Annotated in this window: 9 protein-coding genes; 1 reads left to right on the top strand and 8 read right to left on the bottom strand. The window is 68.1% G+C overall.

The window, feature by feature from the left end; genetic code table 11:
* The gene (locus ABOZ73_RS18225) at positions 1-2,022 is read right to left on the bottom strand and encodes an amidohydrolase family protein (RefSeq protein ID WP_369059519.1); all 2,022 of its coding nucleotides are present in this window, start codon (positions 2,020-2,022) and stop codon (positions 1-3) included.
* 12 nt (positions 2,023-2,034) lie between these two features.
* A complete protein-coding gene (locus ABOZ73_RS18220) occupies positions 2,035-3,531 on the bottom strand; it encodes a peptidase S10 (protein ID WP_369059518.1) in 1,497 nt (498 codons plus the stop codon).
* Positions 3,532-3,766: 235 nt separating this feature from the next.
* Here ABOZ73_RS18220 and ABOZ73_RS18215 point away from each other — a divergent pair, with 235 nt between their 5' ends.
* Entirely contained in the window at positions 3,767-5,251 is a 1,485-nt protein-coding gene (locus ABOZ73_RS18215; protein ID WP_369059517.1) for a S10 family peptidase, read from the top strand.
* A gap of 19 nt (positions 5,252-5,270) precedes the next feature.
* Here the strand turns inward: ABOZ73_RS18215 and ABOZ73_RS18210 are convergent, their stop codons facing one another.
* The 6 genes from ABOZ73_RS18210 to ABOZ73_RS18185 all read right to left on the bottom strand — a co-directional run bounded on the left by ABOZ73_RS18210 (position 5,271) and on the right by ABOZ73_RS18185 (position 14,503).
* On the bottom strand, positions 5,271-6,761 hold the full coding sequence (locus ABOZ73_RS18210) for a hypothetical protein (RefSeq protein ID WP_369059516.1): 1,491 nt from the start codon (positions 6,759-6,761) through the stop codon (positions 5,271-5,273).
* Between the two features lie 26 nt (positions 6,762-6,787).
* Positions 6,788-8,089, bottom strand: a complete 1,302-nt coding sequence (locus ABOZ73_RS18205; protein WP_369059515.1) for an amidohydrolase family protein — start codon at positions 8,087-8,089, stop codon at positions 6,788-6,790.
* The gene (locus tag ABOZ73_RS18200) at positions 8,086-9,522 is read right to left on the bottom strand and encodes an amidohydrolase family protein (RefSeq protein ID WP_369059514.1); all 1,437 of its coding nucleotides are present in this window, start codon (positions 9,520-9,522) and stop codon (positions 8,086-8,088) included. Before ABOZ73_RS18200 ends, ABOZ73_RS18205 begins: the two co-directional genes overlap by 4 nt.
* Before the next feature lie 2 nt (positions 9,523-9,524).
* On the bottom strand, positions 9,525-10,469 hold the full coding sequence (locus ABOZ73_RS18195; protein ID WP_369059513.1) for an ornithine cyclodeaminase family protein: 945 nt from the start codon (positions 10,467-10,469) through the stop codon (positions 9,525-9,527).
* Positions 10,469-11,428 carry an ornithine cyclodeaminase family protein gene (locus tag ABOZ73_RS18190; protein WP_369059512.1) on the bottom strand — a complete coding sequence of 320 codons (960 nt, stop codon included), beginning with the start codon at positions 11,426-11,428 and terminating at the stop codon, positions 10,469-10,471. Before ABOZ73_RS18190 ends, ABOZ73_RS18195 begins: the two co-directional genes overlap by 1 nt.
* Positions 11,429-11,527: 99 nt before the next feature.
* The gene (locus ABOZ73_RS18185; protein ID WP_369059511.1) at positions 11,528-14,503 is read right to left on the bottom strand and encodes a TonB-dependent receptor; all 2,976 of its coding nucleotides are present in this window, start codon (positions 14,501-14,503) and stop codon (positions 11,528-11,530) included.
* Positions 14,504-14,582: the final 79 nt, after the last annotated feature.

Genomic DNA, 14,582 nt, shown 5'->3' with positions numbered 1-14,582 from the left:
TTACTCCTTGCCGGCCGGCGTCACCGGCGGCGGCGGCGCGAACGGCTTGATGCTGAAGTGCTGGTAGATCTCGGACGGATAGTAGGCGACGCCGCCGACCATGGTCATGCGCACCTGGCGGATCTTGGAGATGTCCTTGGTCGGATCACCGGCCACCAGCAGGAAGTCCGCCAGCTTGCCGCGCTCGATCGTGCCAAGCTGCTGGTCGCGGCCGAAATAGGTCTCGCAGTCCAGGGTCGCCAGGCGCAGGGCCTTGGCCGCCGGAATGCCGGCCTTCACATATAGCTCCAGCTCGCGATGCAGGGTGAAGCCCGTGCCGTCGTCGGTGCCCGGCAGAAGCTGGACGTCCTTGTCATCGAGCAGCTTGAGCACCTCAAGCACGCGGGTGAAGCCGCCCTGATAGCGCTCGTCATCGTGCGGATGCTTGAGGGTCACGAAGCCGCGCTTGCGGTAGCGCTGGTAGCCGATCGGCACGTGGTCGAGATACGGCGCGTCACCGGCGTTCACCTGCCCGCCCCGGCTCAGCATCAGGCGTTCCAGGATCACGGCGGTGGTGTCGAGCTTGACGCCCTTCTGGCGCATCAGCTCGACGGTCTTTTGTACCTTGGGCGAGTTGAGATCGAGATCGGTCCCCCGCGCCATGCCCGTCAGGCGAAGCGGCGTGCGGGTGTCCTCTTCCGGCGACAGGATCCAGCCCAGCATCAGCTGGTTGACGTGGGCGATGTCGCTGTAGCCGTCATTGATCACGCGGTCGGGTGAGGAGAAAGCCGGCACGTGGCCGGTGACCCCCATGCCCAGGCGATGAGCCTCGGCGGTGACCGGAGCGACCCAGTCCGGGTTGAAGCTGTTGTAGATCTTGATCTGCCAGTAGCCGTGATCGGCGTACCAGCGCACGTCCTTGAGGGCCTCATCGAGGCTGTCGGCGATGAACCCGTGGCGGGCGGAATAAGGACTACGGCCTTCCAGGAAGCCGTTGCGCACGATGCGCGGCCCGGCGATCTCTCCGGCCTCCAGCATCTTCATGCGGCTGAGCAGGACTTCGTTCTCGTTGCCCTGATCGCGGATCGAGGTGACGCCGGCGGCCAGGTTGAACAGGTTCGACGACAGCGACGCGTGATGGTGCATGTCGTGCAGGCCGGGGACCAGCACACCGCCCTCGGCGTCGATGATCGTCTCGCCCTTGGCGGTCGGACGCTTGCTGGCCGGCTCGATGCTGACGATCTTGTCGTCGAAGATCACCACTTCCGACAGTTCGCCCACCTTCATGGCGCGCGGGTCGAAGATGCGGGCGTTCTTGATCCGCACGGGACCGTCGAAGGTATGGGCCAGCTTGACCTTGGCGGCCTTGGCGCTTTGCAGGGCGAGCTCCTGGCTCATCTTCTGCAGCACCTTGAACTCCGCCTCGTAGCCCTCGCGGACCATGCCGCCGTTGGCGAACAGCTCCCCCTTGTCGTCCAGGACGATGGTGCTGGGCTGAAGGTCCAGGCCGCTCATCTCATAGACCGTGAGGTTCACCGCCTTGGCGCCCTCGCCCAGGGTCAGCTTGCGCACCTCGTCCAGGCGCATCGAGCCCGACGGCAGGATCGGCAGGGTCCGGTTCGGCGCCTTCAGCAGGACGCGGGCGAACTGGCCGTCCATCCAGGGGCTGGCGTCGGCCGGCGCGTAGAAGATCGGCTGGGCGGCCTTGACCGTTCCCTTGTCCGGCGCGCTTGACCAGCGAGCAGTCCCGCCGCTCCAGTCGAAGGTCTCATTGACCGGATTGCCGAACAGCGACGAGCCTTCGATGGTCCACTTCACCGGGCGGCCGTCCGGCGACAGGGTGATCTTCTCACGCGCCTTGGGGCCGCGGCCGTTGTTGCTGACGGCGTAGTCGATGGCGACGTTTGAGCCGTCGATCTCGGCGGTCAGGTGACCGACCTTCTCGCCGTTGGCGATCACCACGTAGCGTTCGGTGGCGGCGAAAGCCTGACCGGCCAGGGCGAGGACGGCTGCGCCCGCGAGGGCGAAAGAGCGGAAGGTCATCAGTAGTCCCCCTTAAGGCCGAACGAACTTGCGGACAGCCTCGGCCAGGGCTGCGCGGTTGCCTTCCTCGGTGAACACCGAATGGCCCCCTGGAAATTGAGCCGCCGTCAGGCGGTCGGCGGGCACCCCGGCCTGGTCCAGGGCGTAGCGCCCCCGATAGGCCGGCGTGGTGATGTCGTAGAGCCCCGACGCCCAGAACAGGCGAAGCTTGGGATCGGCCTGCATGGCCTGCCCCAGGAACACATTGGCGTCGGTCATGCCCTCGTGGTTCCAGGCCGCGTTCACCTCCAGATTGAGGGAGGTGTAGGTCTGCGGGCTCTCGAACTTCAGGGCCTTGCGGAAGTAGATCTCCACCGCCTCGGATTCACCCTTGCCCACAGGCACGGCGATGTCCGGCTTGACCGTCCTGGCGCTCGACTTGGGCGGCGCGGGCGCCTTCTCCAGCGAGAACGACAGGCCCGGATCGTCATAGGGCGGACGCTGAGCCGGGGCGTTCAGGCGGCGCGTCGCGCGGCCGTCCAGCTGGCCGGTCCGCAGGCCCTGATCCTTCAGCAGCTCGAACATGAAGTCGCGATTGTTCAGGCGCAGGTCCTTGGACAGGATGAACTCCGCCGAAAGCCCGGTCAGCGCCGCCATCCGTTCGGCGACCTTGCGTTTCTCCGCCGCCGGCAAGCTGGAGCCCTGGATCAGCGCGGCCACATAGTCGGTGCGCGCGAAGGCGACGGCCTCGTCATAGACCTGCTCGACCGAGCGGCCGGCGCGGTCGACCTTCTGATGCCACCAGGCGACGGTGGCGAAGCTGGGCAGGCTGGTGACGAAAGGCATCTCGCGCCCCTCGGCCGCGCCCACCAGCGCGAACAGCAGCACCCCGTCCAGCTTCAGCGCGGCGGCGTCCCTGGCGATCAGCGCGGCTCGGGTCGTGCCGTAGCTCTGGCCCAGGATGTAACGCGGCGAGGCTTCGCGTCCCTGCGCCTTCAGCCATTGCTCGATCACATAGCGGACCGACGCGGCGTCGCCCGTGCGGCTCCAGAACGCCTTGCCGTCCTCGGGCGTGAGCGGGCGACTGTAGCCCGTGCCCACCGGGTCGATGAACACCAGGTCGGCGGCGTCCAGCGGGCTGACCGGATTGTCGATCAGGGTCTGCTCCGCGCCCTCGCCCACCCGACGTTTCGGGCCGAAGGCTCCGAAATGCAGCGGGGTCGTCGATGCGCCCGGCCCGCCGTTGAAGATGAACAGCACCGGCCGCGAGGCGTCCTTCATTTCCGTGCGGACATAGGAGGTGGTGATGATCGACGCCTTGGCGGTCCCGGTCGCATCCGGAACGAAGGTCTCGGCGACGATCGCGCGGTAAGCCACCTTCTGATCATTGAAGCGGCCCACATGGCTCGTTTCGGCCTTCAGAGGCGCACGCGCGACGGACGTGGAGGCGGCCGGCGATGTCTGGGCCTGAACCGCCGCGGCGGAACTCAGGAGCAGCAGCGCGGCCAGGGCGGCGGGTCGTAGCACCATCGTTGTTTCCCCCTTCCGCGGACGCACCACGGAGTCTGCATCATCCTACCCGCGAGCCTCGGCATTTCTATTCGAAGTGCGAGGAGCGTCGGGCGGATGTGACAAGTTCAATGCAAATCCGCTAACGGCGCCGCATAGCCTATGCCGACGCCTATCCACGTCGCCGGCCATTCGAAAAGAAAATCCGTCGCGCCCCGGCTAGGCTGATCCTGAAGCGATCAAATGGGGGTGCTGCATGACTTCGATGACCAAACGCGGGTGGCTGGCCGGCGCCGCCTCGATCGCTGGTCTGGTCGCGGCCAGCGGCGCCCTCGCCCAATCGAGGCCCTCGACGGGCGGCCCGTTCATCACTCGGCATACCGGAACGTTCAACGGCAAGAAGCTGAGCTACACGGCCACGGTCGGCGAGACGATCCTGCGCGACGCCGCCGGCGTGGCCACCGCCCGTTTCGTCAGCACCTCCTACGTGCGCGACAAGGCCGATCCGGCCCGCCCCGTAGTGTTCGCCTTCAACGGCGGGCCCAGCAGCTCTTCCCAGACCCTGCACATGATGGCGCTCGGGCCCAAGCGCCCGCCCGTCGCCCAGGACCCGCGCGCGCCGGAGCCGGCGCCGAGCCTGATCGACAACACCTTCAGCATCCTCGATACGGCCGACATCGTCATGGTCGATCCGGCGGAGACGGGGTTCAGCCGCGTCCTGCCCGGCGGCAAGCGCGAGTACTTCTATTCGGTGGAGGGCGACAGCCAGTCGGTGTCGGACTTCCTGACCGCCTGGTGCAAGGCCAACGGCCGCGAGGCCTCGCCGAAGTTCGTGCTGGGTGAAAGCTACGGCACCCTGCGCGCCGCCTTCATGGCCGGCCAGCTGGCCAAGACCCTGCCCCTCGACGGCGTGTTCATCTTCGGCCAGGCCGTGAACATGATCGAGACGAGCCAGCGGGCGAAGAACGCGATCTCCTACGCCACCAACATCACGGCCCTGGCCGCAATCGCCGCCTATCACGGCAAGGCCGAGCGCAGCGACCGGCCGATGAATGTCATCATCGACGAGGCCTACGCCTTCGGCATGGGCGAGTACCTGTGGGCCCTGATCCGGGGCAACGACCTGCCGGCCGCCGAGCGCCAGGCCATGGCCAAGAAGCTGCAGGCCATGACCGGCGTCACAGCCGAGTACTATCTCGCCAACGACCTGGTGATCACCAAGATGGCCTTCCAGCGCGAGCTGCTGAAGGACGAGGGCCTGATGGTCGGCATGTACGACGCCCGCTATGTCGGCCCGCTGCCCAAGCCCGGCGAGCGCCTGCCCGACCCGTCGTTCAAGCCTATCGGCGCCATCGGCCCGATGATGCTGGAGCACTACGCCAAGAACCTGGGCGTCACCTGGCCGGCGTCCGACTATCGCTCGTCGGCGCCGCAGACCGGCGGCTGGACCTGGGCGCCGACGCTGGGCCCCGGCGGACCGTTCTTCGACTTCGACTATCAGTCGGAGATCTCGAAGGCCTTCGCCGCCAATCCACGCTTCCGGCTCATGGTCGGCACCGGGATCTTCGACCTGACCACCACGGTGGGCCCGGCCCGCTATCTGATAACCCAGAGCGACTATCCGCGTGATCGCGTCGTTCAGCGTCAGTACGAAGGCGGCCACATGGCCTACACCAACGAGCCGACGCTGAAGGCCTTCACCGACGACATCCGCACCTTCGTGACGGGCGGGCGGTTCTAGACCGCCCTCCTCCACACCCTCAGCTGAGCGCCGAGCGATAGAAGGCCCGCAGGGCGTCTGTCGCCTGGCGGCGGCTGGCGGCGTTCGAGAACACCGCGTGGCCGGCGGGATAGACCTCGTGCGTGAACCGGCCCTTGGGCAGGTCGGCGGCCAGATACTCCTCCATCGGCCCCGCATAGGGGATGGTCAGGTCGTAGTAGCCCAGCATCAGGATGACCTTCAGCCGCGCGTTCTTGGCCATTAGCTCCTTGAACATCAACGGCATGCTGACCGGCCCACGCGACGTCTGATGGTTCCACTGCTCGTTGGCCGGATAGGACAGGCGGATGTAGCCGCTGGCCGGCTTGTAGCCGAACTCACCCTGGAACAGACCCTCGACCGCCTTGGTCAGATCGTACTTGAGAGTGTAGGGCGAGGTCGACGGATCGTCGTACGGCGCCTTGCGCGTATCGGTGATGCTGCGCGGCGCCTTGGCCCGCGCGTCCGATCCGCCGATGCGCTCGCCCGTCTCCGTCAGCAGCTCCTTCACGAACCTGTCGGTCGGCACCTTCAGCCCCGAGGCCTGGATGCCCGCGGCCGCGAAGCCGGTATAGCGCGAGACCTGCTCGGCGATCTTCGCCGCCTCGCCCGGGGCGATCTTGTCGCCCTGGGCCAGGGCCTTGGCGTAGGGGCCGGAGCTGAAAGCGTGCGCCTCGGCGGCCACCGCCTCGACCTTGCGGTCGGTATAGGCGCCCTTCTTGTGGAACCAGGCCGCCGCCGCCTGACTGGGCAGGGCTTGCACCGCCGGATCGGCGTGACCGGCCAGGGGGGCGCTGCCCCGCGTCGCCGTCGACGGCGAGACCAGGACCACGCCGTTCATGGCGATCGGCTGCGGACCGGCGGCCAGCATCTCGGCGACGAAGCCGACGCGGATCCCGGCATAGCTTTCGCCCACCAGGAACTTCGGCGAGGCCATGCGGTCGTTTTGCGTAAGCCAGATGCGGATGAACGCGGCCATGGCGGCGGCGTCCTCTTCCACGCCCCAGAACTCCTTCTCGGCGCCCGGCGTCAGGAAGCGGCTGTAGCCCACGCCCGGCGGATCGACGAACACCAGGTCGGAAGTGTCGAGCAGGCTCTCGGGATTGTCGGCGAAAGCGAAACCATCGGCGTTGTCGGCATTGACGGTCAGGCGCGGCGCCAGCCCCTCACGCAGGGCGATGGTGGCGCCGCCCGGGCCGCCGTTGAACAGGAAGGTCACTGGCCGGCGGCTCGAGGCGCCCTGCACGAGATAGGCCGCGGAAAACACCGTCGTACCCGGCGCACCCGCCTTGGTCGGCAGGATGATCTCGGAGGCGACGCCCCGATAGGCGATGGCCTTGCCGCCGATGGTCACGGTCCCGGACATGCTCGCCGGCGCCGGGATATCGGCGGCGGCGGCCCGCGCCAGGGCCGGTGAGGCCAGCCCGACGCCGGTCAGCAGAAGCGATGCTGCGGAACGGGCGCCCAGCGCCCGGCGAGTGAGAAGCGACATGCGTTTTCCTTGCGGGCGAATGGGCGTCAGCGCGCGGCGCGAGCCGGCTTCACCGTGTTGATGTAGCGGTCGCGGAGCTCGCGGTTGCGGGCGGTCATGGGCTGCTCGGCGCCCTCGACGAACACCCGGCGGGCCACGGTGCTCGTCTCCAGGGGATCACCGCTCCACAGGACCAGGTCGGCCGCCTTGCCCGGCGCGATGCTGCCCCGCGTCTCCTCCAGCCCGAAGATCCTGGCCGGATTGACCGTGATGGCCGCCAGGGCGCGCTCCCACGGCAGGCCGAAGCGAACCGTGCGCCCCGCCAGGAAGCGCGGCGTGCGGATGAGGAAGACGATACGCGCGATCCCCGGCTTGAAGGCGATCAGCACCCCGGCCTGATCCAGTATGGCGGCGTTGCGATAGGTGGCGTTCAGGCTGTCGAAGGTGAAGGCCTGATTGTCCTCCGCATCCAGGATGACCGGGACCTTGGCGGCGGCGATCTCGCCCGCCAGCATCCACGCTTCGGCAGCGCCGGACAGGACGACGCGGATATTCTCTTCCTTCGCCACGTCGAGAACCAGCCGGATGTCGGAGGCGCGGTTCACCTCGACCAGCAGCGGCGAGCGCCGCTCCGCGATCGGGACCAGGGCCTGCAGGTCGGCGCGCGACAGGGACAGGGCGTCCAGTCGGGCCTCGTCGACGCGGCCAGCCTTGTAGTCGCGTGCCAGGGCCAGCGACTGCTTGACCAGCCCGCGCCAGGCGCCGCGCCCGCCGCCGGCGGAAGACGCCCCGCTTTCGCCAAGGGCGGTCAGCACCGCGACGTGCGGCGCGACCAGATAGTCGCCATCGGCCGCCAGGCGGATGAACGCCGCCTGCCCGCCGAAAACCTTGCGCGGCGCGCCGGCGCCCGCGGAGGCGGGATTGGGCGTCAGCACCGCCGAGGTCACGCCCTCGATCCGCGCCTCGGGAATCTGCGGAGAGTTCGGGTTGACGTCGTAGGCGACGTCAAAGCCGGCGCTCAGTCGCGGATCGTTGGAGCCTCGACCGCCCCATCCGCTTCCGATGGTGTCGTTCAGGCCAAGCGACGAGACGGTCGCCACCAGACCGGGCGTCAGGGTCTGGCCGGCGGCGTCGATCACCCGCGCGCCGTCGGGCACGCGCACATTGGCGCCGACCTCGACGATCTTCCCGTCACGGACCAGCACCGCGCCGCGCGGCAGATCACCGGCCGGGCCCATGCTGACGACGCGGGCGTTGACGATGGCCAGGGTCTGATTCTGATTTTGGGCGGACGCGGGCGCGGCTATCAGCAGGGCCGAAGCGGCCGCCAGAACGAGCTTGCGGATCATTGGATCACCTCCCCGGCGCGGGTCTGGGTCGGGCGCTTTTGCACCCCCAGCTCAAAGTCCGATCTTGGCTGGGCCGGCGGCTTGCTCCGGTCGTGCATGACCGCGCCATCGACCAGGACGAGATCGGGCTGGCTGTAGATGCTGAAGGGGTCTGCGCTCCAGATCACCACGTCGGCGTCCTTGCCAGTCTCCAGCGATCCGGTCTTGGCCTCCAGCCCAATGATCTTGGCCGGATTGATCGTCAGCCAGCGGATCGCGTCCTCCGGGGTGACGTTCAGGCCCGCCTCGCGCCCGGCGGTCATGGCCCGCCCGGCCTCGTGGTTGAGGTATTGCATGATCATCACGTTGTCGGAGTGCATGGCCGCGACGCCGCCCGCCGCCTCGACAAAGGCCGCGTTCTCCATGACGGAGTCATAGGCCTCCATCTTGTAGCCCGACCAGTCGCCCGCCCAGGTCGCCACGGCGATGCCCTCACGCGCCAGGACCGGCGCGATCTTGAAGGCCTCCAGCGCATGGTGGAAGGCGGCGATCTTGAAGCCGAACTCGCGCGACAGATCGATCATCTGCAGCATCTCGTCGGCGCGATAGCAGTGGACGTGGACCTTCACCTTGCCGTCGAGGGCGGCGGCGACCGTCTCCAGCGACAGGTCGCGGCGTGGCGGCTGGGCGGCCTGTCCGGCGGCGACCTTCTTGCGATAGTCGCGCACCTGCTCGGCATAGGCGGAGGCGGCCAGGAAGGTCGTGCGATAGCCCAGCATGCCGCCGGCCCGCGTCCCCGGCTTGCCCGGCCCGCCGCCGGTCGGGTTCTCCCCGCAGGCGATCTTCAGGCCGTAGGGCGCGCCCGGATACTTCATGCCCTGGGGCGACAGAGCCGGCACGGTCTTCAAGGTCACCGTGCGGCCGTTGAACAGATTGGCCGACCCCGGAAGGATCATCGCCGTGGTGACCCCGGCGGCCAGGGCGCGCTCGAACATCGGGTCCTGCGGCCAGACGGCATGCTCGACCCAGATGCCGGCGACGTTCGGACCGGACTCATTGGAGCCGTCGCCATTGGCCTCGCCCGGGCTGGAACCGACCCCGATGTGCGAATGCGGATCGACGATGCCCGGAGTGACGAAGCGCCCCTTGGCGTCGATGACGCGCACGCCGGCGGGGACCGCGACGTCACGCCCGACAGCGGCGATCTTGCCGTCGCGGATCAGCAGAACGCCCTGGTCGATGCGCGGTCCCGCCGCGGTCAGCAGGGTCGCGTTGATGATCGCCGTCGGCTCCGAAGGCGCCGGCTTGTAGGTGGACGGAAAGGCGTCGACGTCGAAGCTGGGATCCATGCCGGGACGCGGCGTCGCCGGCGCCTGAGCGGCCGCGAGCGATCCCCAGCCGGCGAGCATCACGCCCGCCGCGATGGCGCATCGACGCCAATGACGCATCTTCATAGTCACCTGTTCCCCGTATAGAGCGCCTGGGCCGCGGCGAGGTCCTGCACGATGTGGCCGAGCGATTTGTAGACCGTGATCTGGTCGGGCGACTGACGCCCCGGAAGGTCGCCGGCCAGAACCTGACCGATCTCGCCGACCACATGATCGTCACCGACCACGCCGGCCGCCTTGGCCCGCAGGAATTCGGCGCCCTGCGCCAAAACCCCTTCGCGGCTGTCGGCGATGAAGCGGGAGCGAAGAACCACATCGTGGTCCGCCTCGCTCGGCCCAGCATAGCTGGAGCCCACCAGATTGACGTGCGTTCCAGGGGCGAGCCACGCGCCCTCCAGGATCGGTTCGGGCGCCGCGCTGACGGTGCAGATGATGTCCGCCCCATTGACAGCCGCCCTGGCCGTCTGGGCGGGCGCGACGGGGATGTCCAGTTCGGCGGTCAGCTTGCTCGCCAGGTCAGAGGCCCGCTCGAACGAGCGCCCCCAGACGGCGATCGACTGAAGCCGGCGCACCTGCGCGACGGCCCGGGCGTGGGCGGCGGCCTGTTCGCCATAGCCGAGGATGGCCAGCCGATCAGCTTCCGGCCTCGCCAACGCGTCGGTCGCCACGGCGCTGGCGGCGGCGGTGCGGATGCCGGTGATCTCTCCCGCATGGGCCACGCAGACCGGCGCCCCGCTTTCCCCGTCGAACAGCACGACCACGCCCTGGTGCGACTGCAGACCCTTGGCGAAGTTCTCCGGAAAGACGCTGACCAGCTTGGCCCCGAACACGGCCCGCTCCCCCAGGGCGCCGGGCATGATCCCGAACATCCGGCCCTCGCCCAGCGGGATGATCGACCGCAGCAGTTGCCGCGTGCGTCCGGCGGAGAAGGCGATCATCGCCTCTCGAACCAGCGGGATGCAGACTTCGTAGGTCAGCCTTTGCGCGACTTCCTCACGATCGATGACACGCATCAGGCGGCCCTCCCCTTCAGCCAGGCGACGCAGGCCAGATCCTGAACCGCGTGCCCCAGGGACTTATAGACGGTGATCTCGTCGTCGCGCGTGCGGCCCGGCGCGGTCGCGGCGAACACTTCGCCGATCTCGGCGGCGACGGCGCTGTCGTCCACCAGACCGGCGGCCTTGGCCCGCAGGAACTCTCCGCCATGGACCAGCACATGCTGGCGGTGATCGACGATGAAGCGGCTCTTGGCCACCAGGACGCCGTCGGCCTCGGCCTGGGCCGGCCCGCTGGAGCCCACCAGGTTCACGTGCGCCCCGGGCGCGACCCAGTCGCCCAGCAGCACCGGGTCGGCGGCGGTCGTGGTGGTGCAGATAATGTCGGCGTCCTCGACCACGCGCCGGGCGTCGACGCGGGCGACGCACGGGATGTCGAGGTCCAGGCTGGTCGCGGCGGCGAAGGCGACGGCGCGGTCGAAGTCACGCCCCCAGATCGTAACCGAGCGGATCGGCCGGACCTTGGCGACAGCCTCGATGTGAGCGCGCGCCTGGCGTCCCGTTCCCAACACGGCGAGGCGTGTGGCGTCCGGACGCGCCAAGGTGGCGGTGGCGGCGGCGCTGGCGGCTGCGGTGCGGATGGAGGTGACCTCGCCGGCGTCGGCGAGACAGACCGGCGCCCCGCCCTCTCCTTCGAACAGGATGACCAGGCCCTCGTGCGCCTTGCGGCCCTCGCCGTCGGCGAACACGCTGACCAGCTTGGCGCCGAACACCGCCGCGTTGTCGAGGGCGGCGGGCATGATGGCGAAGGTGCGGCCTGGACCCAGGCCGATGAAGGAGCGCAACTCCTGGCGTACGCGTCCAGCGGACAGGGCGATCATCGCCTCTCGCACCACGGGGATCGCCGCCTCGATCGTCAGGGTCTCAGCGACAGCCGCCGCGTCGAACACCTTCAGGCCCGCTATCGTCGCGCCCATCGTTCGACACCCCTTTTAAGCAGAAGACCGGCGACGTCCCCTGGGAAGGACGCCGCCGCCTTGAACACGGCGAGGGCCGAAGCCCTCGCCTACCAGACCCTAGAAGCTGGCCTTGAGGCCGACAAAGTAGCGACGGCCCAGGATGTCGCCATAGGTGCGCGTCGGGAACGACGGCTCTTCGTCGGTCAGGTTGGTGACCCCGCCACGGATCGTATAGTTGCGGAAGTCATAGGACGCCGACACGTTGTGGCGCAGGTTTTCCTTCACCGTCGGCGTCGGCCAGTTCTCGATCGTCGCGGTGGCGTTGAACTTCACCGCCGACAGATAGTTGGCCGTGTAGGTGAACCGGAACGGACCCTTGCGGTAGCGCAGGTCGAACTTGGCCGACAGGTCGGGAGACGGACCGAAGTCGGTCGTCGACGAGGTGTTGTCGATGCGCGTGCGGTCAACGCCGGTCACCGACATCTCGTACTTCTCGATGCGCGTGGCTTCGAGGTTCAGCTCCAGGTCGCCCAGGTCGCGGTCGCCGAAATAGCGCCCGATCGGGAAGCCGTAGTTGATGTTGTAGACCTCGCCGCGGAACGTGATGCTGCCCGCGTTGAAGGTGGTCCGCAGGGCCGTCAGCGTGTTGCCCTGGGCGTCACGGGTGAAGGTGTTGCAGATGTCGGCCGGCTGCGGCGAGCTGTCATAGCAAGTCGCCATGAAGCTTTCCGGCGAGAAGGCCGACAGGCCGTCCTTCAGGTCCACCTCGATCCGGTCGGCGACGATGCTCAGGCCCGGCACGAAGGTGGGCTGGAACACGAAGCCGAAGGTCCAGGTCTTGGAGACCTCGTTACGCAGGTCCGGATTGCCGCCCGTCGTGACGTTGGCGCGGCTGAAGTTCTCAGACTGGTTCTGGAACAGGGACAGCGGGCCGTAGCCGGGGTTGGCGGCGAACAGGGCCTGACAGTTGGCCAGGCGCACCGACGGGTTGGGACCGTTGGCGATGCGGTCGGCGTCACAGGGGTCGAAGCCCGTGCTGCTGAGGGCGGTGCGCTGCGGCGCGAACAGCTGCTCCAGGGTCGGAGCCCGGAAGTTACGGCTGCGCGAGACGCGGCCGGTCAGGCCCTCGAAGATCTCCCAGCGGCCGCCGAGGCCCCAGATGTCCTCCGTGCCGGCGATCGAGTGATCGACGCGGCGGAAGGCCCCGTTCAGTTCAACCGAGCGGGCGAACGGCAGGCTGAAGTCGCCGCCAAGGACGGGCACCAGGATTTCGCCCGAAACTTCGTCGGTGTTGTACTGGCCGCTCGTGGCCGCGGTGCCCACCTGCGAGCCGATCAGGCCCAGACGGTTGGCGGTGAACGGCTTGAACTTGGCTTCTTCGGAGCGGTGCTCGTAGGCGGCGCTGAACTTCACCGCGCCGGCCGGCAGGTTGAACAGGTCGCCGCCGATAGTGGCCAGGAAGTCGCCTTGGGTGTTGAGGTATTCCTCACCCGCGCGAATGGTCGAATAGGCCCGCGCCTCAGGCGACACGTTGCCCACGCCGAACGGGTTGATCGGGGCGCAGTTGGGGTCGTCATTGGCGGTCGTCGCGTCGGCGTTGATGCCGCAGACGATGTTGCCCGCGCTGTTGCGCACCGCGTTGATCGCGTTGTTGAAGCGCGCGGTGTAGACGCCGTAGCCCTCTTCCTCGCCCGCCGTCTGGGCGAGGCTGTAGGACAGGCTCCAGTAGAACTCGCGATCAGCGTAGTCGAAGTCGCCTTCCAGCGAGAGCGCAGCACGCACCGTGTCGGTGCGCGAAATGACCTCGCGGGTCGGCAGAAGGTCGGTCCAGAACTTGGACAGGGTTAGCGGCGCGCCTGCTGGGCCAAGCACCGCGGTGACGGCCGGGGACAGGTAAGGGTTGGTGCGCGAGACGCTGATGGCGCCCGATCCGCTGGCGGCGTTGTTCAGGACCGTGTTGCTGGCCTGGGCGCCGTAGGGATCACGCCCCTCGACGCGCGACACGAAGAACTCGCCCGACAGCTTGATGTTGTCGGCGAGGTCATAGTGGCCGATCGCCGTACCGTTCCAGCGCTCGACGCCGGTGAACAGCGCGGCCAGTTCCTGATACGGATTGCCGTCGCCGCCGCTGGTGAAGGGCGGAACGGTCGGGTTCACCAGGTTGCCGATGTCATAGGCGATCAGGCCCGTGCCGGCGGCGTTGAACTGCTGCGGGACGCCGTTGACGCGATAGATCGAGCTGGCGAACGGAGGCCCGGGGTTGAACAGCACGCCGTTGGCGTTGAAGCTCACAAAACGGCTGTTGAGGTTCTCGATCAGCGACGGGATGCCGTCCGAGTTGGTCTTGTTGGCCGGATTGTTGACGTTGACGCGGCCCAGGTTCGAGCGCGGACGGTCATAGTCGAGCAGCGAGTCGGTCTTGGACCATTCGAAGTTGAAGGCCACATTGCCGCGGTCGTCGGCGAAGTTGCGACCGCCCGTGACGCGCACGCTCGGCGTCTCGTAGTCGTCGCGCGAGGAGATGCCGTACTGGAGATCGACCTCCAGGCCTTCGAAATCGTCACGCAGGATGTAGTTGACCACCCCGGCGATGGCGTCCGAGCCATAGACGGCGGCGCCGCCGGCCTGGGCGACTTCGACGCGGGCGATCAGACCCGCGGGGATGACGTTGGTGTCGACGGTCTGGTCACCCAGGCCCGAGGACGAGGTCACCATGCGGCGGCCGTTGACCAGAGTCAGGGTGCGCCCGGCGCCGAGGCCGAAGAGGTTGGGAAACTGCTGGCCGGAGCCCGCCACCGAGCCGCTGCCGGCGGCCATGGCGAATTGCGGCATGTTGGCCGTCAGTTCGTTGAGCGCCTGGCCGACCTGGATGAAACCACGGTCCTGCATCGCCTGGGCGTCGATCACCGCGACCGGCGCCTCAGTCGTCGTCTCGGCGCGACGGATGCGCGAGCCGGTGACGATGATCTCGGAGATCGCGTTGTCGTCAGCCTCTTGCGCGAAGGCCGGTTGAGCCACGGCCGCCGAGATCAGACCCGCGCCGGCGATGATGGTGGAGGCGAACAGGCGCCCCCGAACAGAATGGAACTTCATGCTTTATCCCCCAAAGCTTCAGATCTTGCGGCGTATCCCGGCCTTCCAGATTCCCCCTGGTTAGGCTCGAGGATCAGGT

It is taken from the genome of Caulobacter sp. 73W (assembly GCF_041021955.1).
In the GTDB taxonomy this organism is placed as follows: domain Bacteria; phylum Pseudomonadota; class Alphaproteobacteria; order Caulobacterales; family Caulobacteraceae; genus Caulobacter.
This window is presented reverse-complemented; position numbering and strand designations above follow the sequence as displayed.

What these genes read in the sequence shown, in the direction of transcription:
- ABOZ73_RS18205 (WP_369059515.1), bottom strand. Translation starts at nt 8,089, where the DNA reads ATGATCCGCAAGCTCGTTCTGGCGGCCGCTTCGGCCCTGCTGATAGCC.
- ABOZ73_RS18220 (WP_369059518.1), bottom strand. Translation starts at nt 3,531, where the DNA reads ATGGTGCTACGACCCGCCGCCCTGGCCGCGCTGCTGCTCCTGAGTTCC.
- ABOZ73_RS18185 (WP_369059511.1), bottom strand. Translation starts at nt 14,503, where the DNA reads ATGAAGTTCCATTCTGTTCGGGGGCGCCTGTTCGCCTCCACCATCATC.
- ABOZ73_RS18195 (WP_369059513.1), bottom strand. Translation starts at nt 10,469, where the DNA reads ATGCGTGTCATCGATCGTGAGGAAGTCGCGCAAAGGCTGACCTACGAA.
- ABOZ73_RS18210 (WP_369059516.1), bottom strand. Translation starts at nt 6,761, where the DNA reads ATGTCGCTTCTCACTCGCCGGGCGCTGGGCGCCCGTTCCGCAGCATCG.
- ABOZ73_RS18200 (WP_369059514.1), bottom strand. Translation starts at nt 9,522, where the DNA reads ATGAAGATGCGTCATTGGCGTCGATGCGCCATCGCGGCGGGCGTGATG.
- ABOZ73_RS18215 (WP_369059517.1), top strand. Translation starts at nt 3,767, where the DNA reads ATGACTTCGATGACCAAACGCGGGTGGCTGGCCGGCGCCGCCTCGATC.
- ABOZ73_RS18190 (WP_369059512.1), bottom strand. Translation starts at nt 11,428, where the DNA reads ATGGGCGCGACGATAGCGGGCCTGAAGGTGTTCGACGCGGCGGCTGTC.
- ABOZ73_RS18225 (WP_369059519.1), bottom strand. Translation starts at nt 2,022, where the DNA reads ATGACCTTCCGCTCTTTCGCCCTCGCGGGCGCAGCCGTCCTCGCCCTG.